This is a genomic window from Marinobacter antarcticus (assembly GCF_011049865.1).
GTDB lineage: Bacteria > Pseudomonadota > Gammaproteobacteria > Pseudomonadales > Oleiphilaceae > Marinobacter > Marinobacter antarcticus_A.
Window position 1 is genome coordinate 33,229 of the sequence record NZ_DRGY01000152.1, and the last position, 23,505, is coordinate 56,733.

Below are 23,505 nucleotides of genomic sequence, written 5' to 3' on the forward strand. Positions count from 1 at the left end.
TTCAAGGCCGGGTACACACAGCCTTTCCAGCAATACCTTCTCTTTAGTTTAGGGCAAAACATAAAACTTCAAGATTGCGTGAGGCAATGACTGGGTAATGACTAAAAATGGCAAAAATACTTTACAAAAATGGAAAATTCAATAAAATGTAAAATAAATTAGCCATAATAGCCGTCGACATGGACTACCAATCTTTAAGCCAGACAATATCAACCCTACGCCACCAACAAGGGGTGTCTCAGCAAAAAATGGCTGAACATCTCGGCATCTCTCGCGCCACAATCAACGCGCTTGAGAATGGCCGATCGGGCGATATTGGTATCCGAAAAATCATGAAGGTTCTGGATTACCTGGGCAAAGAACTGGCCATTCGGGATAAATCTCCCTTTCCCACTCTCGAGGAGCTACGAGATGAGCACTGAGCTGACCGTGTGCGTTGAGGGTCACCTGGCCGGCAAGCTGTTTTTGGAGACACAAGACTTCGTATTCCGTTATAGCGAAGCGACGCCCACTGATCAGTTCGTGTCATTGACCATGCCCGTGCGCCGAAAAGATTACAACCACCCTCGACTGCACCCGATATTCGAGATGCATCTGCCCGAGGGCTACCTGCTTTCGATTATCAAAAAACAGTTCGCCAAAATCACAGATACCAACGACTTCGGGCTTCTGCAGTTGCTCGCTCCCAACGTTCGCGGGCGCGTTGAATACATCCGCGATGGCCAATCCGAAACATCAACGCTTCATCTGGACACACTTCTGCATTCCGATAACCCAGCGCTGTTTGAAGAACTGGTTTCACGGTTTGCATTGCGTTCTGCGCTCAGCGGCGTGCAACCCAAAGTGCTGGCGCAACTTGAGAACAAGGCGACTCTGCGTCTGGACGATTTCATTGTTAAAGCCTGGGGGCCTGACTACCCCGCCCTCGCCCTGAACGAATACTGCTGCATGTTGGCCTGCCACTACGCGGGAATCCCGGTGCCGGATTTTTATCTGTCCGACGACGAATCCCTGTTCATCATGAAGCGATTTGATCTCAGAGACGACGGAAGCACGCTGGGCTTTGAGGATATGTGTGTTCTTCAGGCAAAGCAGCGGGAAGACAAGTACACCGGCAGCTATGAACAAGTCGCAAAAACAATAAAGACGTTTGTCAGCCCTGAAAACAAGCAGGCATCGCTGGAACAGTTCTTCAAAATGCTGGTGATCAGCAACGTAATGCAAAACGGGGATGCACACCTGAAGAACTTTGGTCTGGTTTACGAGAGTGTCACCTCCGTCAGACTTGCACCGGCGTACGATATCGTTTGCACCACAGCCTATATAAACCTGGATATTCCAGCTCTAACACTCGCAGGCAGCAAAAAATGGCATTCCCGCACGCAACTTGAACGCTTTGGGGTACAGGCCTGCGATCTGACGGCATCCAAAGCCAACGTGCTTTACGAAGAGTGCCGACAAGCTCTGAAATTGTTATTGCCTTACCTCACCACCCGACTTGCTCAGAGCCCGAACAGTGCGCAACGGATGGTGCTTGAACACCTGCAGATTCTCATTGCCAACGAAACCGGCGCATAGACACCCGGCCATTAACGACATCTACCCCTTCGGCCTTCAATAAGCTTACTTGCTCGCAGTAAATCTCTGAACCTTCCGGAAAAGCGATCTGACCGTTGCTGCGGATAACCCGGTACCAGGGCACGGAATGGCCCTGCGGAAGCTTGCCAAGCGCACGGCCTATATAACGGGCCTGGCGCCCGAGACCTGCCATATCCGCAACCTGGCCGTAGCTTGCAACCTTGCCCGGCGGGATGGCGAGCACAACCTGCCAGATTTTCTGATCCTTTCCCGGTTCTGTTTGCTGCTCCATACACCCTACCCGCTTGTCGTCTGCCAAGTTTCTATGCTGTCTTTATCGGGCGGATATTGAGTGATGGGGAGCCAATGCATCCAACCTCTCGCCCTGACGAATCAGGAACAGCGCCAGAAGAATCGCGGGTATGCCCATCAAGCCCGACACCAGGAAAAATTCCGCGTACCCATAACCCGCCACCACAATGCCTGAGAACCCACCCAGAAACTTTCCGGGCAGCGTCATCAACGAACTGAACAGCGCGTACTGCGTGGCGGTGAAAGAAGCACTGGTCATGCTGGAAAGCCAGGCAATCAAGGCCACATTGGCAATGCCACCGCTGAGATTATCGGCACTCACCACCGCCGCCAGAGTCATCAAATCCGGCGGATATTGAGCCAGAAACACAAACAAAAGGTTCGTTGCCGCCGTCATGATTGCGCCCGCCAGCAGGATCTTCCTTGTACCGTAACGCACCACCAACACACCACCGGCCAACGAGCCCGCGATGGTCATGAAAAAGCCAAAAATTTTGGTGACATCCGCCACCTGGGTTTTGCTGAACCCCATAAAATCCAGATAGAACGGGTTAGCCATCACGCCCATTGCGATATCAGAAACGCGATAAACGGCCACCATGATCAGGATCGCAACGGAGAGCTCTTTGTAACGGTGGAAAAAATCCAGAAAGGGGCCGGCGACAGCGGCATAAAACCACCCCGCAAAGCGCGCCAGCCGCGGAGTCAGATGATTGCGCTTGGCCGCTTCCTGTTCTATTTTGAGGGCAATATCCTGAGCTGCAGAATAATGATTCACCTTTGGCTCCCGCACGATCAGCACGGTTAACGCACCCACACCCACCAGCGCTGCCATCACTTCATAGGACACCTGCCAGGACCAGAACTCCGCCAGGTAAAGCGCCCCGGCACCGGCCACCAACAGCGCCAATCGATACCCGAAAATATAGGTTGCGGCCAGGGCTGCCTGAAGCCGCTCTTCGGCAATTTCGATGCGATAAGCGTCAATGGCCACGTCCTGGGTTGCCGATGAAAACGCCACCAACAACCCGCAAAGTGCCATGGTTTCAGGCACCGCAATGGCGTCTACATGGGCCATCAGATACAGACCGGTGGCAATACCCACCTGTGCCAGCAATATCCAGCTACGGCGTTTGCCCAACAGTTTGTCCAGCACCGGCAACTTTAATCGATCAACCACCGGCGCCCAGAACACCTTGATGGAATAGGTTATTCCCAGCCAGCTAAAGAACCCGATGGTCGCGGTTTCTACGCCAACATCGGCAAGGCGAGCATTCAACGTGGAGAAAACCAGCAAAAACGGCAACCCGGCAGAAAAACCGAGAAACAGCAGTGCAATCACCTGCCAGCGCGTGTAGGTGTGAAGCGTATCCCTGATAAGGGCCAGGCGGGTGCCGGTTGAAATGGTGGAGCCTCCCGTTCAGTCGCGAAAATTATTGAACTGCAGAGGTACTTCCAGCTCGGTCTCTCTGAGCAAGGCAATGGCGGTTTGCAGATCGTCCCGCTTCTTCCCGTTTACCCGAACCTTGTCGCCCTGAATACTGGCCTGCACTTTCAACTTGGCATCCTTGATCATCTTTACAATTTTTTTTGCCATGTCTGCCTCAATACCCTGTTTCAACAGCAGGTGCTGCTTCACAAGCTTGCCGGCCTTGCTTTCGCCGTCTTCTTCCAGGGCGCGGCCGTCTATATTGCGCTTGGCAAAGGCCATTCGCAGCATATCCATCAGTTGCTCAAGCTGAAATTCCTGGGGCGCACTGATGGTAATGCCCTTGTCATCCTGCTCGATATCCGCATCCACATTCTTGAAATCCCAGCGATTGCCGAGATCCCGCTTGGCCTGATCCACCGCATTGGTGACTTCGTGCATATCAATTTCAGAAACAATGTCAAAAGAAGGCATGATCGTTATTCTCCTGGAGCGGCAGCGCGTATACTGGCTGCTTTAGAAATAGGGGCAAGCATACCAAGCCCCGGTCATCCCCGCATCTGACAATGGACTGCAAAAGTAGACAATCATGCCAAATCTGGATCTTGCAATACTGGTAGTAGACGACGCGAAATTCAGCAGTATGGTTGTTGGCCGCACCCTGCGAAATGCCGGGTATCGCGACGTACGCATCGCCAATGACGCGCCTGCGGCTCTCGAACTGATGGATCAGCGCCCGGTAAGCGTGTTGATCGCCGACTGGCTGATGCCCGAAATGGACGGTCTGGCATTAACCGATCAGGTACGCCAGCAGGACGAGCAAAACAACCACTATACCTACGTGATGCTGCTGACCGCCCGGGAAAACGTGGAAGCCCTGGCGGAAGCCTTTGACCGGGGCGTGGACGATTTCGTTTACAAATCCGACATGAGCAAGCAACTGATCCCGAGGATTTTTGCCGCAGACCGCATGGCCGAGCGCCAAAACACGCTGCTGCGCGCTAACGCCCTGCTTATCGAGAACAACCGCGAGCTGGAATCGAACAGCATCATCGATGTTGAAACCGGTCTTAGCAACAACCGCTACGGCCGGGACCGACTGAGCAAAATACTGCGCCACGCCGAATCCCGGGGTGGCGCATCGGCGTATGTGCTGTGTGGCATTCGTAACTGGCAGGAGCTGAAACGCAAACACCCGCCCACCGTAATGACCGAACTGTCTGTGGGTATTGCTCGCAGGCTCAGCACTCTGATTCGCCCTATCGATGTTCTGTGTCGGGTTGGCGACAACCAGTTTGCCATTATCGCCTATTTCCCGAACAGTGATCACTGCACAACAACCGCCTTTCGCCGGCTGTTTGATGGCGTTAATCACAAGGCGCTAAAAACCACCATTGGCTATATTTCGGTAGAGGCCGGCCTGGTGCTTTGCAAAGCCGACGCTCAGAACGGAATGCCCTCTGTTCAGGATATGGAACAGGCTGCAGTGCAAGGCCTGGCAGAGGCCTATGAAACTAGCCGGTTTACCGAAACCGCACCCAAAATGGGAACGAGCGCCTGAACTCGCAGAACAATTCGTAACACCAGGACACACATCACGCACAGACACAGCAAGTCGCAGAGCCTATTCTGAGATTGTGGATTTAAGCAGTATCCCACATGGCGGAGGAGCCGTGTTGTACCTCCGCCACCAAATGGGACATCCACGGAATTGACGAATTTTTTCAGACACCTTCGTTGGTCTTTTTTGTTTGTTCCTCTTTAGGCCAGCTTCTTAGCTGGCCTTTTTGTTTGTGCGCCATGCACTAAAAACAAAAAGGCCAGATGGCAATGCCACCTGGCCCAGAAACCCTGATCTCAAAAACCCTGATCTCAGAACCGACTCAGAGCTTGCGCCCTTTACCGGCAGCAATCCTCAATCGCAGAGCGTTCAGCTTGATAAAGCCTTCCGCATCTTTCTGATCGTAGGCGCCGTGATCTTCTTCGAACGTCGCGATTTTTTCGTCGAACAGTGAATCGTCAGACTTACGGCCAACCACGTCAACATTGCCCTTGTAGAGCTTGAGGCGAACGGTTCCGTTCACGTAGGCTTGGGTCTGATCGATCAGTGCCTGCAGAGCTTCACGCTCCGGGGACCACCAATAGCCGTTGTAAATAACCTCGGCGTAACGCGGCATCAGGCTGTCTTTCAAATGCGCCACTTCCCGATCCAGCGTGATCGATTCGATGGCACGATGCCCCCGCAGCATGATGGTGCCACCCGGTGTTTCGTAACAACCACGGGACTTCATGCCCACGTAGCGATTCTCAACAATATCCAGGCGGCCAATACCGTTGTCACCGCCAACCTTGTTCAGGTGTTCCAGCACTTCGTGTGCCTTCATCTCCTGACCGTCGACAGCAACAATGTCGCCCTTGAGATAGGTAAGCTCGATGTACGTCGGTTTATCCGGTGCCGCTTCCGGAGACACACTCCAGCGCCACATATCTTCCTCGGCTTCCGCCCAGGGATCTTCCAGATTCATGCCTTCGTAGGAAATGTGCAGCAAATTGGCATCCATGGAATAAGGCGACTTGCCCTTCTTCATATCCACCGGAATGTCGCGTTCTTTGCAATAAGTAAGAAGCTTCTCGCGGGAATTCAGATCCCACTCACGCCAGGGCGCAATAACCTTCACACCCGGCTTCAGTGCATAAGCACCCAGCTCGAAGCGCACCTGGTCATTACCTTTGCCGGTTGCGCCGTGGGAAATGGCGTCTGCTCCGGTCTGGTTGGCAATATCGATCAAGCGCTTGGCGATCAAGGGGCGTGCAATCGACGTACCCAGCAGGTACTCGCCTTCATACACAGTGTTCGCACGGAACATCGGGAATACGTAATCGCGCACAAATTCCTCGCGCAGATCCTCAATGTAGATTTCCTTAACGCCCAGCGCTTCCGCTTTTTTACGCGCCGGCTCAACTTCCTCGCCCTGGCCTATATCCGCGGTGAAGGTTACCACCTCACAGTTGTAGGTATCCTGCAACCACCGAACAATAACGGAAGTGTCCAGGCCACCTGAGTAGGCCAGCACCACTTTTTTAATATCAGACATGTCTAGCTCCAGACTGAACAGAATGGATGTATCGAAAAGAAGGGCGATATTGTACGGGAGTGCGGGGGAGTTGGCTATTGCACGCTACTTCTCCCCTCTCCCGTTGCGGGAGAGGGGTTGGGGCGGTCCGACGCTTCGGGAGGGGGTAAGTTCAAATCAACCAATCTGGGCCGACTGCTCCACAGCCTCTTCGCGAATGCCATCCCAGCCGCCTTTGATGGAGCGCAGCAGGTCTGCTACCTCATCCAGCTTGGCCACATCATTTTTGGCGTTCGCTTCAAACAAGGTGCGCTCCATGTAGTCATACAGAGCTTCCAGCCGAACGGCCAGATCACCACCCTTTTCGAAATCCAGAAAGCTGCGCAGGCCGCCCACAATTTCCATGGCTTTGGAGATCAGTTTTCCCTTTCCCGCATAGTCCTTCGCCTGCATGCGGGCCTTGGCCATATTGATTCGCTCAAGTGCGCCGTTATACAGCAACTGAATCAGCTTGTGCGGATCCGCATCGGTGATGCTGGTTTGGGTATTTACACGTTGGTAAGCTTGTAAACCGTTCATACTTAACCTCGTTTATCACCGGCCACGCCGGAATTGTCTAAGCGTTAGTCGGAATTATTTCTTGTTGAAATTCTGAGGAGCCAGCGCATCGAGCTGCTGGGTCACGTAATCTCGGGTGTTATTAAGCCGGGAAATCAGCGAGTCGGCGGAGCTGAACTGCTTCACCAAGCGCTCTCGGTATGATTCAATTCTCACGTCCAGCTTTACCTGGCTCTCCTGAATTTTCTCCAATTCACGGTTAAGGCTGCTGGTACGTGTGTCAAGCTTGCCTTCGGCGCCCACAAAGCTGTTGACCAGATCAACCGTACTCTTGCCAATGCCCTGTACAAAATTGATGGAACCACGATTGCCGGTCTGGTCGCCCAGAACACGCACCTGCAACCCAGAGGCCGGGCCGTTGTCTGCGCCAAGATACAACACCTGGCCATCACCCTTGGCTACCTGGCCGCCGATGGTGCCAGCAATATCCTGACCGTCTTCCCCGCTCGCCACAGAGAGACCAAAAGCCGTACCGCTTTCCACAGACGTGACGCTAACGCTCGATTCGGCACCGTATTTGCCAGAGGTAAACGTTAGCTTGTTATTGCTATCCAGCCCCACTTGCACGGCTTCGCCAGAGTCACTTAAACCCGCGTTAATGCCGCTATCCAGTTGCGCCTGAATATCAGCCACCAACGCTTCGCGAGAAACGCTCGCCCCCTGGGCAAGCTTCAGATTTACCGAAATGTCGCGGTTAATCTCGAGTGTGAACTCATCATTACTGTCATCGATCGTGACCGTGTCGGCCACCCCGGAGCCACCAACCAACTTGCCCTGTGTGGCCACCTGGGTAACGTTTATATCGTACTTTCCCGCCTGGGTGTTGGTGCCGCTGCGCACAAATTCTACTTGGCCATCAGTCGCCCGGCCCTGTTCTGCAAACAGTGCCGTCACATCATCCGGGTTGTTCTTCAGCTCAGTCTCAAATTTTTCACGGTCGAATTCCAAAGCGCCTGTGCTGGGATCCGTAGAAATTCCAACGTCTGCGAGGCTGCGCACATTGGCGTTTTCAAGGCCCGGCACCACGCCGGTAAGCACCTGTCGCAGTTGCCCTTGAAGCGCTCGCACAGTGCTGTCGCCGGTGAGCAAACTGCCCACACCGGCCTCGCTGTTGAACCCAGCCAAACTGTCTATGGTAGATTGCAGCGCATTAAACTTGTCTACAAAGCCCTGCACCCGGTCTGTGACCGCCCCTAAATCCTGGCTGACTTTTACCGTGGAAGTGCCGATGTCCTTGATGCTGAACGACAGGCCATCAATGACATTCTCAAAATTATTGGTAGAACGGGTTACTTCAATGCCGTTGATCTTCATTACCGCATCGGCAGCGGCAATGGTTTCATCAAAGCCCGCGCCTGCGCCCATGTCTGCGTTAAAGGCAAAACGCGACAAGCCGGCGCCGTCGAAATCGGTGTCATCGCTATCGTTGGCTGTAATGCTCACGGCGTTGGCGGTACCCGTTTCATCCGCAGAAAGCACAAGCTGAAAGCCGCTGCCGGTATCAATCACACCCGCAGACACACCTGCACCGGCATCATTAATGGCGTTGGCTAAGCCTTGCAGAGAATTATTGCTGCTATCGATGGTGATCGTGGCGGCTTTATCGCCTACCGACAGGGTCAGCGTACCCTCGCCAACCGGCGCTGTATCACGATCCGCGAACACATCGCGCGATGCCAATGCCTGGGCGGAGGCCAAGCTGGTTACATCCAGGCTATAGCTGCCGCGACTGGCTTTTGTGCTATCCACTGAAACGCCAATGTCTTCATTGGAGGAGGTCGCGGAAAACGCCTTCAGGTTGTCTGCAGCACTCAGTTGGCGCATCGGCAGGCGCAGTTCGGTAATAGCGCTGCGCAGCTTGCCATAGGCAGACAGCATTGCTTCTGATTGCTGGGTTTTATTGGCCAACCGGCTGTCAGTTGGCGCGCGTTCTGCCGCAACCAACTGATCCACAAGATCGGACGTCAACACGCCAGACCCAATCCCCAGTGATGAAAGACCTGCCATACCAATGCCTCCTTTAAGGGGCCAATCGCTTTATACTGTCTTTAACGGCCGCAAGCGGCAAAACTTTGCCCACTTTACCGTATAATTTTGTAACCTGGGACAACGCCCAAGCTCCTTGCTCGCAGGCTTATGATGTAAAAGCCAAAAAGCAGAACACCGCCGGCCCCTTGCAGGTGCGGCGGTGCTGTACAACCATTGCTAACATCAGAACAAAAGCGGTAACAATCTGCGCTTTTTACACTTTGATGTTAAACAACGTCAGCGGTTCGTCCTGATGCAATTTCTCTGCCAACCTCACCGCCACTTCATCCGGAATCTGGCGAATCACTTCCCGGGTTTGTTGGTCAACCACCCGAACGATGGTTTGCCCGCGGTCGTTATCCACCTCAAACTGCAAATCCCGCTGGACGTTCTGAACGTAATCGTTCAGTTGCGAAACCGCTGCATTCAACTCTTCCCGTTCAGCCTCATTTTGCTTCTTGAGCTGTTCTGCTTTGGAAACGCTTTGAACGGAAGGTATTGGTTTTGCAACGGCCTCGGATCCAGCCGATAAAGAAACAAGCTCGGAGGCATTCCTGCCTTCGGCCTGAGATGACGACATTGCCCTAGCCGGCGCTTGCGCACTGGCGCGAACCGGTTTCAGATCCGGGCTATTCAGGTTAACGTCATTCATAGCTCACCTCACTGTCCTGAAACGGCTTAAAGCCGGAACCCGAGGGTTCCGGCCGTTACCGCTAATCCCTTACTGAAGCAGAGATAGAACCTGCTGCGGGCGGGCGTTGGCCTGCGCCAGTACCGAGATACCAGCCTGCTGCAGTACCTGGGACTTGGACAGCTTCGCTGTTTCTGCGGCGAAGTCGGCGTCCAGAATACGGCTGTTAGCTGCGCTCAGGTTCTCTACAGACGTCCCCAAGTTGGCAATGGTAGATTCAAAACGGTTCTGAATCGCACCCAAATCACCGCGCAATCCATTGACAGACGTCAGCGCCGAGTCAATGCGTTTGATTGCATCGTTGGCGCCTGCAACATCGCTGATGTCTACATTGCTAAGAGTCGAAGTGTCCTTGGAAATGACCGATCCCGAGAAGCCCAGTGCCGCTGCGTCAGCCGCGATTTCGATGGACTCAGATGCGCTCAACGTAACCGTGCCAACATTGGTATTGCCGGCGCCCGCTACAGCACTCGCCGTAGTTCCCAGCACAGAGTCGTTGGTACCAACAGCAAGCCCGCCAGCAACCGTAACTGCCGGAGTTCCCGCACCTTCAGTGAGCGCCTGATTCACGGTAATGTCGCGCCCATCAACGGAGGTCAACGTTAGAGTTCCGGCATCCAATGACGCTGTCACACCGGTTTTGCTCGATGCGTCGTTGACAGCATTCTTCACTTGCTCAGCAGTTATACCCGCCGTTAGATCGGTAGTGGCGAATATAGTTTCACCGTTTATATCCAACGCGTAGGTGTCGGCATCATCACCTGAAATCGCAGTTAGGTCATATGACGCTGTATTCTGCGCGCTAACAGTCAACCCGGAAATTCCCGCGCTTTTTATTGATTCAGCTTTTGCGTAGGCGCTGCTCGCTGATTGGCCAGCTTCAGTACCAGCAACCGAACTGCCGATATTATAGGTTTCGCCAGATCCGACTTGAATTGTGCCGGTTCCTGACAAGCCAGTGCCGAAGGTGCCCCTTGCACCGGTGCCTTCTGCAATCTGCCCGATTTGGTTAGCTCTGGTTCCCTGACTGAGGTTTACAGAAATTGTCTCACCAGCGTTCGCGCCTACTTGGAAGTCTGCCAGTCCAAAGTTACCATCCAATACTTTCAAACCGTTAAACGAAGTCTGCGATGCAATGCGGTCGATTTCTTCAATGCGCTGGCTTACTTCCTGGTTCAGTGCGGAGCGATCCGAGGCGCTGTTTGTCGCGTTAGCAGACTGAACAGACAACTCACGAATACGCTGCAGGTTATTGGTGATCTCATCCAAGGCGCCTTCGGCAGTTTGTGCTAGAGAGATACCGTCATTTGCGTTGCGCTGAGCAACGTTGAGACCAGAAATCTGCGATTGAAAACGAGTTGAAATTGCAAGACCGGCGGCATCGTCTTTCGCCGAGTTAATCCGCAAGCCAGAAGACAACCGCTGAAGCGCCTGATCATTAATGCTTTGAGATTTGCCCAATTGGTTCTGAGCGTTCAATGAAGCGACGTTAGTGTTAATTCCGAGAGCCATAATGCTTCCCCTTCGACAGAAGTCGTTATTTCATGGAAAAGGTCTGGCGTCCGTTTTTTAGGTTTGGAAGCGCCGCCTTGTTGAAATACTTAACGGCAGCACAGTCAGGTGCTTTAGAAAAAGAACGGAGGATTTTGTAAAGGAATGTAAAATTCCATAAAAATATAAATAACTATATGTTTTTAAATATTTTTTTATTTTTAATGTATTTTAAAAAAATACGATGATTACAGAGTGAGCCACCGAAAAAGCGGCAACCTCCTTCCTGCCAATGCTGCCGAAAATCTGGCAAACGCGTACAAAACCCGCCCTCCTAAAAAGCAAAAACATCACACAATCAGCGAGTTGAACTAAAGATCCAAAAACTGGCACACACTTCGCTTTACCTCATCAAAACGGTCCTTTAACGATTCTTTGCCGGTATGTTGCCCTAAGCACTATAAGAAGCAGCGTGGCCCGGCACCTCTGAGTAGGGAGATTAGATATGCCTCAAGTCATTAACACCAACATTGCCTCACTGAACGCGCAGCGTAACTTGAACGCTTCACAAACTCAGGCCAATACGGCTCTGGAGCGCCTGTCTTCAGGTTTGCGCATTAACTCGGCGAAAGACGATGCCGCCGGTCTTGCCATTTCGGAACGTTTCCAATCACAGATTGCGGGCCTGAACCAGGCGCAGCGAAATGCCAACGACGGCATCTCCCTGGCACAAACTGCCGAAGGCGCCATGGATGAGATCACCAATAACCTGCAGCGAATTCGTGAACTCGCCGTACAGTCAGCCAACGCGACCAACAGCATCTCTGATCGCCAGGCCCTGAACCAGGAAGTACAGCAGCGGGTTGATGAGATCAACCGTATCGCAAGCCAAACCTCGTTTAACGGGCTCAAAGTGCTTGATGGAACGTTTGGAACGCAAACGTTCCAGGTGGGAGCCAACGCGGGTGAAACAATCGGCATCAGCGGGCTGGATTCAAGAGGCAGCCAACTTGGCGCAACGATAGGAACCACAACCGGCTTTGCATCGAAAATAGTGCCTTTCCAGAACGAAACAAACGCAACGGGTCTTGATTATTCAACCGTCGTTACCGCATCGCTGGAAATTGATGGCAACCCGTATACCGTTACCACGACGGCTGGCGACGACATTGCCTCCCTGGCCGCAGATATACAGACCGCAATAGCCACAGACTTTCCGGACATTGCCGTTTCCGGGGATACCGGATCCGACACCCTGACATTTACCAACAGCTCAGGCGAAACCGTACCCGTGTCACTCGATTTGACCGATGCCGACGGGCCTCCGGCTAGCACGTTTACCCAAGCGCTTAAATCGGAAGGTGGCACCCTTTCTGACTATTTCAAGTCAAACCAGTCAGCGGCTGTGGATTTCACCATAAACGGCGTTTCATTTTCATCTGCAGACGTCAGCTCACTTAACGATCTGGTCGGTGCAATCAACGCCAAATCAAACGAAACAGGCGTAGAGGCGAACCTCGACAGAACGAACAGTGAAATCGTTTTCTCATCTCAGTTCGGGGGCGACATCGACGTTCAGGTCACGTCCGATCTTAACGGCGATGCTGCTAACGATATTGATCTGACGGGATCGTATACCGCTGCGAACAATACCGTTTCGCTCAACAACACGGACATATCGACGCCAGACGGGGCCGACCGCACCATGGTCTCTATTGATTATGCGATCGATAAGATCAACGGCTTTCGCGCCGAACTCGGTGCGGTCCAGAACCGCTTCGAATCCACCATTGCGAACCTGGCAACAACCGCAGAGAACCTCTCTGCCTCTAACAGCCGAATCCGCGACGCCGACTTCGCCGCCGAATCTGCCGAACTGGCTCGTACTCAGGTACTCCAGCAGGCCGGTCTATCGGTATTAGCCCAGGCTAACGCGCGGCCACAGCAGGTTCTCCAGTTGCTGCAAGGCTAACGACAAGCGTCAAGATGAGGTATCCCATGCACGCCAAGCATCACATTCAGGAATCCAACTCCCAACCGGGGCACGCGGCTCGCCTGCTTCTGCAGGCTAACCTTGCCTACGGTGAGTCAAACAGCAACGGCCTCAGTCATATTCAACGCCTGCAGGCCCGACAGGAATGCCGTGTGTACCTGGAAGAGGTGATTGCGCTTGAACCAAACAGTGCCGTTGCCTTGGGGTTGCTGGGGCGTGTCGAAATGGACGACGGGCAACTTGAAAATGCACATGGGCTTTTCAGCGCTAGCCTGGAAGCTCAACCGAATCAGGCACAGCAGTATGCCAACCTCGGATACTGGGCGCTTAAAACCGAACGGCCGGCCTTGGCAGAACAGCACTTCGTGCAGGCGCTGGACTGCGACCGGCAATCCGCCGCCGCTTTTTGCGGCGTGGCCCACGCCAAGCGGCTGCAGGGGCAATTTGATGTAGCCTACCTGCACTATCGCAGGCTTCTGGAAGCGGGTACGGAGTGGGATTCGGTTTACAGCGGCATGTTCACGTGCGCTCAACACCTCGCGGTCAATAAAGCCGACAGCGATCTGGCTCTGGACGCGATTGCTCTGCTCAAGCACGAAGGCCTGCCCCATCAGGAGATCGGACGGTTTGTCGGTGCCATTATCCGTCAGCAATACAACCTGGATAATCCTGAGGCAGAGATCGTCCTGGAGGCGGCCAGTAACGATGCACTTCTGATTCTGGCACTGCAAAAAACGCTCATGCCAGATCCTGCCGTGGAAGAGCTTGTGGCCATGCTGCGCCGCGCCATTCTGGCGGAAGTCGCACAAACCGTTGAGCTTCGCGATGAACTGCAGCCACTTACACTTGCGATCGCACAGTATGCAGACCGCACGGGCTACGCGCTGGCAGCCGAAGATGACGAAGAGCGGCTGGTAGAGACCGTCAATAGCAGCCTCAAAGCACAAATTGTTATGGGCGAATCTCAGGAAGCCTTGACTGGCTCGCTGATGATCAGCGCCATGTACGGCGCCCTGTTTCATCAAGATTTTGCAGTGCAGCTCGGACAATGGAACCCGGTGGACTGGCCGCTGGCACTTCAGCCAGTTCTGGCCGCCAGCTATTACCATCGGTCCGAAGAAGAAGACATCAAACAGTGCTTTGATGAAAAAGCGGACGAGCTTTGCCTGGATAGAACCGACGTTCCGCAGGCCTGGCCTGCCTGGTCAACACTGGCCTATCGCGCTGAAACCAGTCTGAAGTCGCTGATGGCAGCGGAGTTAGGAATAGCCACAGACAAGCTCCCGGACACCTTGCGCATCATGGTGTGCGGCGCCCAATCGGGCCAGCGGGCTATGGAACTGGCGCGGTACCTGGCAGATGTGGAAGTCATTGCAGTGGATGAATCCCTGGCCAACATCGCCAAAGCCACCCGCATGGCGGCCGAGTCCGAGACCCGCAATATTGTGTTCTGGCCCTGGTCCATCGCTCAGCAGTTTGTAGCGGATGGCCATCAGGTACACTGGATAGAAGTCGGCCGCCTGCCCTCCCCAGCCATGACCGAACTCTCACTGGCCGCCCTGGTGAACAGCGCGTCCGGTTCAGGCGCCGTCGTTCACCTGCATACCGCCATCGCAGAACAGACAGCCGGCGACCAGCAAATGCGCAAACTGATTACCGAACACGGCCTGCAACCAACCCGCTCTACGCTGCGCCAACTCCGCCGGATGGTGCTAACAAACCGACAAGATGTGACTTGGCAGGCGCTTGCCAATGAAGACGATTTCTACAGCCTGGGCGGATGTCGCGATCGCTGGTTTAAGCCGCAAGATGAGACGCAGCTTAAGGATCTGATGGCGATGGTGAGCAACGAAGTGGAATGGAAGCTGGTAAAGGCCCGTGACGAAGATGGCCACAGCCTTGCCACTAAACCCGTGCAAACGCAGATCCAGGCGGAGGCGCTGGGCAGCGAGGTGCAGAGTTTGATGGGACAGAACCTCAGTGTGTACTTTCAGCGGCGGCGGTGAGTAGAACACCCCCCTCGAATGATCGGACCGCCTCAGGCCCCTCTCCCTCACAGGAGAGGGGCCAACATTCTTCTAGATATAAGGAATCAAGGATTCCCCATACAAATGCAGATCCTCCAGAATCTGCTGGTTGTGCGGCGTCAACTCCGGATCGCTGGCCAGTCTCTGTAGCTCAAGCCCAAACGCCTCAAGCGAGAGCCAACCTTTTTTCGGGGCCATCAATCGTTGAGTGCGAAACGTTTCCCAGCGCTCACTTTCTTCGCTGGTAAGCGAATCCGGGTAGTTACGAGCGCGATAGCGAAACAGGAGTTCCTGCAGGCCTTCATCTTTGAAGTTAAAAACCTCATCCACCAGCGCTTCCGGCGGCGTTTTCAACACGCGATTCAGCTCACTGCGATCCGCCGGAGAAATAAAACCGCCTGCGTAGAGCTGTTCGTCTGGATCGGTCAGGTCGCTTTCATGGGGCTGATCGAACGCCTCTGCAATTCTCTCCTGCAGGCCTTGGGATTGTCTCAACAGCGCGAGATTGGCGCGAAGCGTTTCACCGTTCAGCTCAAGCTCTTCCAACCTTTCAGCAGACAGCGTGGTGAGCATGTTAGCAGGCGCCAGCACCGGGCATTTATTCAGCTGCACGCTTTTCAGGGGAAACCGCTTCGTGTCTCCCAACTGCGCCTGAGAGGTAAATACCCGCTCGCGTATCTGCTCCGGCGTGGCGTTAATCAACTCGCTCGGGTCTTCGCGCAGGTCGTAAACAATCACCAGGTTTTTGTTCGTGGGGTGTTCGGCCAGCGGGGCAACCATGGCGCAGCAGCCGCGAGTGGCCGGGTATTTGGCGGAAATGTGGAATACCGGCTTCATGGCGGCGGTGTCCAGCATGCCCCGGGCGGAGTGTTTGTCTTTGTTGTTCAGAACAAAATCGAACAGCTTCGGCTGTTTTTCCCGGATCAGTTTCGCAACGGCCAGGGTGGCCTCCACATCCGACATCGCATCGTGCGCGGCTTCGTGTGCGATGCCGTTGGCGGTGGTCAACGCTTCCAGCTTGAAACTGGGGCTGCCATCGTCTTTGCGCGGCCAAACAATGCCTTCAGGCCGAAGCGCATAGGTTAGCCGCACCATGTCAATAATGTCCCAGCGGGAGTTATCGTTCTGCCATTCCCGGGCGTAAGGATCACGCAGGTTGCGGTAGAGGGTATGGCGAGTTACCTCATCATCAAAGCGCAGGCTGTTGTAACCCACCACACAGGTGCCCGGCTGGCTGAAGGCTTCGTTAATCTGCGCGATAAACTCAGCTTCCGGATAGCCCTCCTCCATGGCTTTCTGGGGGGTGATGCCGGTTATCAGGCAGGCTTCCGGTGACGGCAAATAATCGTCTGTCGGCTTGCAGTAAATAACCAGAGGCTCCTCAATAATATTGAGATCCGCATCGGTTCGCACACCGGCAAACTGCGAGGGCCGGTCATGAACCGGGTCGACGCCAAACGTTTCGTAATCGTGCCAATAAAAAGAGCGGATCAAAGCCAGGCTCCAACAGGTCATTGAGTAAGGTCAAGCCGACCGATTCTAGCCCAGCGCCGGCATTCAAGTACATCCACCCCCGCAAACTGCCAGATTAATGAACACAAACTATCCAACACCTCACTCGCAATGGCAGGTAACAATCCGTTACACTCACCCACACCAAAGCACCTAAAAAATGTAGTTTATGTGTACATATTTTTGCGTGCTGCTATAATAAATGAAAAGTTATTCAATTCTTTTTGGCCACAGCCATGACCACACGCATACTTATCTGCGACGATTCCGCCCTCGCCAGAAAACAAATGGCCCGGGCCCTGCCCGTTGGAATGGCCGATCAAATCCTGTTTGCCAATAACGGGGTTGAAGCGCTCACAAAGCTGCGCGCCCACGAGGCCGACCTGATGTTTCTGGACCTCAACATGCCAGAGATGGACGGCTACGAAGTTCTGGAACGGGTGCTGGCAGAAGACCTGCCCATCATGACCATCGTGGTGTCTGGCGATATACAGCCAGAAGCCCGTGAACGGGTGCGCAAGCTCGGCGCCATCGATTTTATAAAAAAACCTACCGACCTGGCTCTGGTGCTCAGCCTGCTCGCCGATTACGGCTTCTACCGCCCGGGGGATCTTGAAAACGCAGCGCTGAGCGATGGCGCGCTCAATGTTGGCAACGAAACCCAGGCCCGGGAAATCTCGGTTTCATTGAACGACTACCTGCAGGAAGTTTCCAACGTTGCGATGGGGCGTTCATCCGATCTGCTTGCCCGGCTGTTGCGGGTATTCGTGAAGCAGCCCATTCCGAAAGTCGATTTTATTGCCAACTCCGAACTCCACATGGTTATCTCGGCCGCCCACAACAGCGATACCTATTCTGCCGTGTGCCAGGGTTTCACCGGCGCGGGCATCGCAGGCGAAGCACTTCTGCTGTTTGCAGACGCCAGCTTCCAGGAAATGGCCGAACTCCTCCACTACGATGCCATTGATGGCGAGTCCGTCAACGTGGAAGTGCTGATGGATATGTCCAGCATCCTGTTCGGAGCCTTCCTAAAAGGCATGGGTGATCAGCTCGATCTCAAACTCGGCCTTGGCCATCCCAGCGTGTTGGGTCAGCACCGACAAATCACCGAACTGCTCGAGCATCAGAACTCCCGGGAAGAACAACTTCTGTGCATTGAAATCAGCTACGCACTCGAAGAGCGGAACATACAATGCGACATGCTGGTTTTGCTCACAGAAGATTCGGTGCCCTATCTTGAACAACGCCTCCAATACCTGGTGGAATAAACCATGACCACAAACGAATCTGAAGCTCAATCCTTCCACTGGCTGGTGGATATGCTGGAATCCGTCGAAGTGGGTCTGGTGGTGCTGGATCTGGAATTCCGGGTGCAGGCGTGGAACAGCTTTATGGAGAACCACAGCGGCATCACCTCCAGTAAAATTCGAAACCGCGTCTTGTTTGAGTTATTCCCCGACATACCCCAGGCCTGGCTTACCCGCAAAGTGGACGCCGTCGCCTTACTGGACACTCGGGCATTCACCTCCTGGGAGCAACGGCCCTACCTGTTTCAGTTTCGCAATACCCGCCCCATCACCGGCACTGAAGATTATATGTACCAGAACCTCACCATCAGCCCGCTTTCCGGCAGCACCGGGCAGGTAGAGAAGGTGTGCCTCATGGTTTACGACGTAACCGATATTGCCACCGGCAAACGAGCGCTTGAGCGGGCCAACGAACAACTTGCCAAACTCAGCATGACCGACCGGTTAACCGGCCTGTTGAACCGGGGCACCTGGGAGAACCTGGTCGACGCGGAGTTCGAACGATATCGCCGCTACAGTCAGGCAACCAGCCTGGTTATGTTTGATATCGACTTCTTCAAAAAAGTAAACGATAGCCACGGTCACCTTGCAGGGGATGAAGTCATTAAACATACCGCCGCAACGGCCAAAAGCAATTTACGACAATCCGACAGTATTGGCCGTTATGGTGGCGAGGAATTTGGAGTGGTGTTACCAGAAACCGATGCGGAAGGCGCTCGCATAATATGTGAACGAATACGGGAAAGCATTGAAAATAGCTTGGTGCAAACGGCTATCGCACCTATCAGTTATACGGTGAGCATAGGCATTGCACAACTGAACGATACGGCTAAAAGCTATATGCAATGGATGCAACAGGCAGACGACGCTTTGTACGCGGCTAAGGAAGGCGGAAGAAATTGCGTCGTCGTTTTTGAATAGTTATGTTGAGTTATCATTCGAAACGTTTTAATCCAAAAAAAAGAGGCCAGATGCTGTAAACATCTGACCTCTTTTAAAATACTTAGCAGATCAATTTTGCTGCCAGCTCTGTACCGCTTCTTTGCCGTGCTTTTCACGCCACTCATTCAGAACCTTATGGTTACCGCCGCGGGTTTCCACCACTTCACCGGTTTTGGGGTTCTTGTAGGTTTTCATAGGGCGCTTGGCACGTGTGCTGGTGCTACCTTCGGCCTTGGCACCCACAATGGTGGGATCAATGGCGGCCAGAATCTGAAGCACATGCTTCGGAGACTTGTCATATTCATTCATCAACTCACGAATGCTGTTTTCAAACGCCAGTTCATGCTTTAGCGCCTGATCCTGTTCCAGTTGATTGATCTCAGCTGCAAGCTTTTCCATAAGCTGCTTCTTCTGGTAGTAGTCGTTAATCTTTGCCATGGAATTAAAACCTTATGTTTTCAGTGAGCTCTAAAACCTAAACCGGGCCATAGAACATAGCGCCATTCGGCTCAAGGGAATTTTAAAATCAAATGAATAGTAATTCATTAAGTTATATATGGCAAAGACTATTCATTTGGCCGGTCTTAATTGCAAGGCTTAGTGTATTACGTACATTGATTACGGGATATACCTACACACTGATAACGCATCACAAACCTTGTATTCAGTGCGCATGTAAGCCTATGAGAAATCAAATAGGAAGCCGGTGTACCTTCCCCGTGGCGTCATGAGCGACGGGGACATCATGTCCACCGTTACACCACACAAGGTCGGCCACATTGCCATTCGGTGTAAATCCCGTGGGCGCACTTTTCAACGTTTCAACAATCTGACTGCAATCAAATTCCTGACTGGCCCGTGACAGTTTGCTCAACACAATTTCCAAATCTTCCCAAGCCATCGATACTTCACGCGCCATCATAATACGAGGATGAGACGTACCTTGGGGATTGTCACCAATCAGCAGCTCTTCAAAGAGTTTTTCCCCTGGCCGCAATCCTGTGAAAACAACTTCGATGTCTCCTTCTGGTTGCTCCAGCGTTTTTTCCACAAGCCCCATCAGATGAATCATCTTGCGCGCCAAATCCGCAATCTTCACCGGCTCGCCCATATCCAACACAAACACCTCACCACCGCGGCCCATACTGCCGGCTTGCAACACCAGCTGGCTGGCCTCAGGGATGGTCATGAAATACCGGATGATATCCTTGTGCGTTACCGTAATCGGCCCGCCGTCGCGAATCTGATCGCGGAACAAAGGCACCACGGAACCGGAAGAACCCAATACATTGCCAAAACGCACCATCGAGAAAATCGTTTTATTCTGACGCTGCGCCAAACCCTGCAGAACCAACTCCGCCATCCGCTTGCTCGCGCCCATTACATTGGTCGGGCGAACTGCCTTATCGGTTGAGATCAGAACAAACCGCTCAACGCCGGCCGAGATAGCCGCCTCTGCCGCATGCAAGGTGCCAAACGTATTGTTCTGAACCCCTTCAATCACGTTGTGTTCAACCAGCGGCACGTGCTTATAAGCAGCCGCATGGTAAACCGTCTGGATCTGGAAACTGCGCATCACCATTTCACACCGACGACGATGAACCACGCTACCAAGCAGGGGATGAATCTCGACATCCAGCCCCTCAATCCGGTTAATAGCCTGCAACTCCCGCTCAATGGCGTACAGGGAAAACTCGGATTGCTCAAACAAAACCAGAACCCGCGGCCGGTGATGAATGATCTGCCGGCAAAGCTCCGAACCAATAGAGCCGCCAGCGCCGGTTACCATCACGGCTTTTTTATACAAACTGGACGCAACCTGAGCGTTATCGGGCCGCACAGGGTTTCTACCCAACAAATCCTCGATTTCCAAATCCCGAATGTCGTTAATCCGGGCCTGACCCGCAACCACTTCCGACATGGACGGAACCGTCTGAACCGGCAGTTTGAGCTCTTCCAAACGTTTAAGAAGCTGCCGACGATCAACCTGCTTATCGGCATCTAACGCCAACAGCAACCGCTTTACACCGTGAACACGCACAGCTTTCTCGAGATGATTCAAGGCAAACACCGGCACGCCGGCAATAAGGGCCTTGTGGTTAGCAGGCAACAAACCAATGAACACCACCGGTTGGTACTCAGTACCGTGTTGCAAGGCTTTAGCTAGTTGAGCGCCCGTTTCACCAGCGCCCACAATTGCCACCAACTCCTTACCCCGGTTAGATGTGTGATGCACCAGCATGCGCACGCTCATGCGGCTGCCGCCCACAAAGATGAACGCCAGCGCCGCATAGATTACGGGAACGGAACGTGGAACCTGAACCTGAAGGCTGTAGCCAAGAATAATCAGCAGCAAAGCGGAAGCGCCGACGCCCATGATGATCGTAAGGAACGCTCGGTCGCTCATGTAACGCACAACGGCGCGATAAAGGCCCAAGCGAACGAAAACACCCAAAGTGAAAACGACCGTGAGCGCGGTCACCAGTAATTGGCCTTGGTCAGGCAACCATAGGCTCTGATCTAAACGTAGTGCGAAAGAGGCCCAAAGCGCGAAGGAAAGGGCAATCGTATCTACCGACAAAGAAACCAGACGTTTCTGGAAACGCGACAGCTTTAGAAACGATTTAAACATCGGCGAGCGTTGCTTGCGTCATGATGCTTGCCAACACATTACACGTCTTATCAATTTCTTCGTGTCTTAACGTCGGGTGAACTAAAAACATCAAACTGATCTCCCCAAGTTCGTGAGCAACAGGCAACGGTGTTTCCGGTCGCCAAGCTGTACCTTCAAATGCTTTCTCAAGATACACCTCAGAACAAGAACCTGAAAAGCATGGTACTCCTGCGTCTACAATCGCACTCTGTATCCGATCACGGCTCCAGCCCTCTGCCAACCTTTCAGGCTCTATAAAAACGTAGCACTTATACGCGGCATGTTCGACATCAGCGGATATGGTCGGTACCCGCAAGCCGGGCAACGCTCGCGCACAATCCCAAATCGCTTTGGCATTCCGCTGGCGCGCTTCCCGCCACTGCGGCATACGGGAAAGCTGAATACGCCCTATTACACCCTGCATTTCCGTCATACGCCCGTTAGTTCCGAAGCTCTCGTGCAACCACCGAAAACCTGGCGGATGCTCACGCTCATAAACAGCGTTCCAGCTCTTACCATGATCTTTAAACGACCACATGCGTGACCACAAGTTACGATCATTACAGGTAACTGCACCACCCTCGCCCCCGGTGGTCATAATCTTGTCCTGGCAAAATGACCAAGCACCGGCGTGACCGATAGAACCTACAGAACGGCCTTTATATCGCGCCCCATGAGCCTGGGCGCAATCTTCGATGACAAACAGATCGTGCTTCCCGGCCAGATCCATAATTGGATCCATATCGCAAGGCCAACCTGCAAGATGCACGCAAATCACTGCGCGGGTTCTATCGGTCACAACAGCAGCAATGCTTTCAGCGGTTACATTCTGGGAGTCTGCATCGACGTCCGCAAAAACCGGAACAGCCCCAGCCAGAACAATGCTGGATACTGATGCAAGAAACGTTCGGGAAGTGACCACTACCTCGTCGCCAGCACCGATGCTCAAACCTTGTAAAATCAGATCCAAAGCGACCGTACCGTTAGAAGTTGTTATGGCGTATTCGCTATTTGAAAATATAGCGAATTCCTTTTCAAACTCCCGACATTCCTGGCCTGTCCAGTAATTTACTTTATTAGAAAGCAACACGCGGGAAACCTCAGTCGCTTCTTCCTGAGTGAAAGATGGCCAAGGTGAAAAGGGAGCGTTTAACATCTTTGAATCCTTAAAAAACGAAATATTGAAGCCCCGACAAGACAAGCCAAAATTCAGATCGAAAGAGAATGAGCGGGATTGCCTATCATAGTTGAACCTGCAGCTATATCTTGAAGCACGACTGCGCCCATGCCAATGATGCTATTATCACCAACACACACTAATTGCCGAAGGCTTGCGTTGGCGCCGACCCAAACGCTATTACCCAGTCTAACACCACCGGCTAAAATCGCTCCGGGACTGATATGACAAGCACAGCCCAGAATACAATCGTGCTCAACCACGGCATTAGTATTCAAAATAACACCGGCACCAACATTGGCTCCAGCGTTCACAACAACTCCAGCAAAAACGACCGTTCCTTGTTCAATTGATGCCCGTATACTTACAGTAGCGTTAGGATGCACAACGGAGACAACTCTACCTCCTTTTTCAATGAGTAAATCCAGCTTTTCCCAACGTATAGTGTTATTGCCAATACCTACCAGAACACCTTCAAAGTCAGAGAGACTCCTCAAGAGATCACTAGTCGTGCCAATAACAGTCCAAGGGCCATTATCTAAAACAGTTGGCCAGGCATCATCAAAAAATACAACATCTTGCCAGCCTGCCGCTTCCGCAGCATCGGCTACAACCTTTCCGTGGCCACTGGCACCGAGTATGGCTAGACGCCCAAGCATTTATATTTCCTCAA

20 protein-coding genes are annotated in these 23,505 nt (G+C 53.1%); 7 read left to right on the forward strand and 13 right to left on the reverse strand.

The window, feature by feature from the left end:
* Positions 1-248: 248 nt before the first annotated feature.
* Entirely contained in the window at positions 249-422 is a 174-nt protein-coding gene (locus ENI00_RS18305; protein ID WP_304105669.1) for a helix-turn-helix domain-containing protein, read from the forward strand.
* Positions 412-1,578 carry a type II toxin-antitoxin system HipA family toxin gene (locus ENI00_RS18310; protein ID WP_304105672.1) on the forward strand — a complete coding sequence of 389 codons (1,167 nt, stop codon included), beginning with the start codon at positions 412-414 and terminating at the stop codon, positions 1,576-1,578. Before ENI00_RS18305 ends, ENI00_RS18310 begins: the two co-directional genes overlap by 11 nt.
* Here ENI00_RS18310 and ENI00_RS18315 read toward each other — a convergent pair.
* The 3 genes from ENI00_RS18315 to ENI00_RS18325 form a co-directional block, all read right to left on the reverse strand.
* Positions 1,553-1,870, reverse strand: a complete 318-nt coding sequence (locus ENI00_RS18315) for an MGMT family protein (RefSeq protein WP_304105676.1) — start codon at positions 1,868-1,870, stop codon at positions 1,553-1,555. The genes ENI00_RS18310 and ENI00_RS18315 overlap by 26 nt on opposite strands.
* A 42-nt stretch (positions 1,871-1,912) precedes the next feature.
* A complete protein-coding gene (locus tag ENI00_RS18320) occupies positions 1,913-3,232 on the reverse strand; it encodes an AmpG family muropeptide MFS transporter (RefSeq protein ID WP_304105679.1) in 1,320 nt (439 codons plus the stop codon).
* Between the two features lie 78 nt (positions 3,233-3,310).
* Positions 3,311-3,793, reverse strand: coding sequence for a YajQ family cyclic di-GMP-binding protein (locus ENI00_RS18325; protein ID WP_304105682.1), 483 nt, complete (start codon positions 3,791-3,793; stop codon positions 3,311-3,313).
* Between the two features lie 115 nt (positions 3,794-3,908).
* On the opposite strand from ENI00_RS18325, the gene ENI00_RS18330 reads away from it, so the two are divergent.
* Positions 3,909-4,880 carry a response regulator gene (locus ENI00_RS18330; protein WP_304105684.1) on the forward strand — a complete coding sequence of 324 codons (972 nt, stop codon included), beginning with the start codon at positions 3,909-3,911 and terminating at the stop codon, positions 4,878-4,880.
* Positions 4,881-5,202: 322 nt separating this feature from the next.
* Here ENI00_RS18330 and ENI00_RS18335 read toward each other — a convergent pair whose 3' ends face one another.
* The 5 genes from ENI00_RS18335 to ENI00_RS18355 all read right to left on the reverse strand — a co-directional run bounded on the left by ENI00_RS18335 (position 5,203) and on the right by ENI00_RS18355 (position 11,242).
* Positions 5,203-6,414: an argininosuccinate synthase gene (locus tag ENI00_RS18335; RefSeq protein WP_304105687.1), complete on the reverse strand. Its 1,212-nt coding sequence runs from the start codon at positions 6,412-6,414 to the stop codon at positions 5,203-5,205.
* Positions 6,415-6,570: 156 nt separating this feature from the next.
* Positions 6,571-6,972, reverse strand: coding sequence for a flagellar export chaperone FliS (gene fliS, locus ENI00_RS18340; RefSeq protein ID WP_304105690.1), 402 nt, complete (start codon positions 6,970-6,972; stop codon positions 6,571-6,573).
* A gap of 54 nt (positions 6,973-7,026) precedes the next feature.
* The gene (gene fliD, locus ENI00_RS18345) at positions 7,027-9,018 is read right to left on the reverse strand and encodes a flagellar filament capping protein FliD (RefSeq protein WP_304105693.1); all 1,992 of its coding nucleotides are present in this window, start codon (positions 9,016-9,018) and stop codon (positions 7,027-7,029) included.
* 235 nt (positions 9,019-9,253) lie between these two features.
* Positions 9,254-9,691: a flagellar protein FlaG gene (locus ENI00_RS18350; protein ID WP_304105696.1), complete on the reverse strand. Its 438-nt coding sequence runs from the start codon at positions 9,689-9,691 to the stop codon at positions 9,254-9,256.
* Between the two features lie 69 nt (positions 9,692-9,760).
* Positions 9,761-11,242 (reverse strand): flagellin, encoded by a 1,482-nt coding sequence (locus ENI00_RS18355; protein ID WP_304105699.1) that lies wholly within the window; start codon positions 11,240-11,242, stop codon positions 9,761-9,763.
* A gap of 484 nt (positions 11,243-11,726) precedes the next feature.
* Between ENI00_RS18355 and ENI00_RS18360 the strand changes: the two genes are divergently transcribed.
* Together ENI00_RS18360 and ENI00_RS18365 are read left to right on the forward strand one after the other, a co-directional pair.
* A complete protein-coding gene (locus ENI00_RS18360; RefSeq protein ID WP_304105702.1) occupies positions 11,727-13,193 on the forward strand; it encodes a flagellin in 1,467 nt (488 codons plus the stop codon).
* 26 nt (positions 13,194-13,219) lie between these two features.
* Positions 13,220-15,220 carry a hypothetical protein gene (locus ENI00_RS18365; protein WP_304105705.1) on the forward strand — a complete coding sequence of 667 codons (2,001 nt, stop codon included), beginning with the start codon at positions 13,220-13,222 and terminating at the stop codon, positions 15,218-15,220.
* A 72-nt stretch (positions 15,221-15,292) separates the two neighbouring features.
* On the opposite strand, the gene sbcB is transcribed toward ENI00_RS18365, so the two are convergent.
* Positions 15,293-16,735, reverse strand: a complete 1,443-nt coding sequence (gene sbcB, locus ENI00_RS18370; RefSeq protein ID WP_304105708.1) for an exodeoxyribonuclease I — start codon at positions 16,733-16,735, stop codon at positions 15,293-15,295.
* Between the two features lie 254 nt (positions 16,736-16,989).
* On the opposite strand from sbcB, the gene ENI00_RS18375 reads away from it, so the two are divergent.
* Both ENI00_RS18375 and ENI00_RS18380 read left to right on the forward strand, forming a co-directional pair.
* On the forward strand, positions 16,990-18,021 hold the full coding sequence (locus ENI00_RS18375) for a response regulator (protein WP_304105710.1): 1,032 nt from the start codon (positions 16,990-16,992) through the stop codon (positions 18,019-18,021).
* A gap of 3 nt (positions 18,022-18,024) precedes the next feature.
* Complete coding sequence (locus ENI00_RS18380; RefSeq protein WP_304105712.1) at positions 18,025-18,981, forward strand: GGDEF domain-containing protein; 957 nt, start codon at positions 18,025-18,027, stop codon at positions 18,979-18,981.
* A gap of 90 nt (positions 18,982-19,071) precedes the next feature.
* Here ENI00_RS18380 and ENI00_RS18385 read toward each other — a convergent pair whose 3' ends face one another.
* The 4 genes from ENI00_RS18385 to ENI00_RS18400 all read right to left on the reverse strand — a co-directional run bounded on the left by ENI00_RS18385 (position 19,072) and on the right by ENI00_RS18400 (position 23,491).
* On the reverse strand, positions 19,072-19,440 hold the full coding sequence (locus ENI00_RS18385) for a histone-like nucleoid-structuring protein, MvaT/MvaU family (RefSeq protein ID WP_304105715.1): 369 nt from the start codon (positions 19,438-19,440) through the stop codon (positions 19,072-19,074).
* Positions 19,441-19,693: 253 nt separating this feature from the next.
* On the reverse strand, positions 19,694-21,634 hold the full coding sequence (locus ENI00_RS18390) for a polysaccharide biosynthesis protein (protein WP_304105718.1): 1,941 nt from the start codon (positions 21,632-21,634) through the stop codon (positions 19,694-19,696).
* The gene (locus ENI00_RS18395; RefSeq protein ID WP_304105720.1) at positions 21,627-22,811 is read right to left on the reverse strand and encodes a DegT/DnrJ/EryC1/StrS family aminotransferase; all 1,185 of its coding nucleotides are present in this window, start codon (positions 22,809-22,811) and stop codon (positions 21,627-21,629) included. The genes ENI00_RS18390 and ENI00_RS18395 overlap by 8 nt, the downstream gene beginning before the upstream one ends.
* A gap of 53 nt (positions 22,812-22,864) precedes the next feature.
* The gene (locus tag ENI00_RS18400) at positions 22,865-23,491 is read right to left on the reverse strand and encodes an acetyltransferase (RefSeq protein WP_304105723.1); all 627 of its coding nucleotides are present in this window, start codon (positions 23,489-23,491) and stop codon (positions 22,865-22,867) included.
* Positions 23,492-23,505 lie beyond the last annotated feature (14 nt).

Bases quoted from the DNA above. Each gene is read 5' to 3' on its own strand.
- ENI00_RS18390 (WP_304105718.1), bottom strand. From the start codon at position 21,634: ATGTTTAAATCGTTTCTAAAGCTGTCGCGTTTCCAGAAACGTCTGGTT.
- ENI00_RS18375 (WP_304105710.1), top strand. From the start codon at position 16,990: ATGACCACACGCATACTTATCTGCGACGATTCCGCCCTCGCCAGAAAA.
- ENI00_RS18385 (WP_304105715.1), bottom strand. From the start codon at position 19,440: ATGGCAAAGATTAACGACTACTACCAGAAGAAGCAGCTTATGGAAAAG.
- fliS (WP_304105690.1), bottom strand. From the start codon at position 6,972: ATGAACGGTTTACAAGCTTACCAACGTGTAAATACCCAAACCAGCATC.
- ENI00_RS18325 (WP_304105682.1), bottom strand. From the start codon at position 3,793: ATGCCTTCTTTTGACATTGTTTCTGAAATTGATATGCACGAAGTCACC.
- ENI00_RS18305 (WP_304105669.1), top strand. From the start codon at position 249: ATGGCTGAACATCTCGGCATCTCTCGCGCCACAATCAACGCGCTTGAG.
- ENI00_RS18365 (WP_304105705.1), top strand. From the start codon at position 13,220: ATGCACGCCAAGCATCACATTCAGGAATCCAACTCCCAACCGGGGCAC.
- ENI00_RS18400 (WP_304105723.1), bottom strand. From the start codon at position 23,491: ATGCTTGGGCGTCTAGCCATACTCGGTGCCAGTGGCCACGGAAAGGTT.
- ENI00_RS18380 (WP_304105712.1), top strand. From the start codon at position 18,025: ATGACCACAAACGAATCTGAAGCTCAATCCTTCCACTGGCTGGTGGAT.
- ENI00_RS18395 (WP_304105720.1), bottom strand. From the start codon at position 22,811: ATGTTAAACGCTCCCTTTTCACCTTGGCCATCTTTCACTCAGGAAGAA.
- ENI00_RS18310 (WP_304105672.1), top strand. From the start codon at position 412: ATGAGCACTGAGCTGACCGTGTGCGTTGAGGGTCACCTGGCCGGCAAG.
- ENI00_RS18315 (WP_304105676.1), bottom strand. From the start codon at position 1,870: ATGGAGCAGCAAACAGAACCGGGAAAGGATCAGAAAATCTGGCAGGTT.
- ENI00_RS18335 (WP_304105687.1), bottom strand. From the start codon at position 6,414: ATGTCTGATATTAAAAAAGTGGTGCTGGCCTACTCAGGTGGCCTGGAC.
- fliD (WP_304105693.1), bottom strand. From the start codon at position 9,018: ATGGCAGGTCTTTCATCACTGGGGATTGGGTCTGGCGTGTTGACGTCC.
- ENI00_RS18355 (WP_304105699.1), bottom strand. From the start codon at position 11,242: ATGGCTCTCGGAATTAACACTAACGTCGCTTCATTGAACGCTCAGAAC.
- ENI00_RS18350 (WP_304105696.1), bottom strand. From the start codon at position 9,691: ATGAATGACGTTAACCTGAATAGCCCGGATCTGAAACCGGTTCGCGCC.
- ENI00_RS18330 (WP_304105684.1), top strand. From the start codon at position 3,909: ATGCCAAATCTGGATCTTGCAATACTGGTAGTAGACGACGCGAAATTC.
- ENI00_RS18360 (WP_304105702.1), top strand. From the start codon at position 11,727: ATGCCTCAAGTCATTAACACCAACATTGCCTCACTGAACGCGCAGCGT.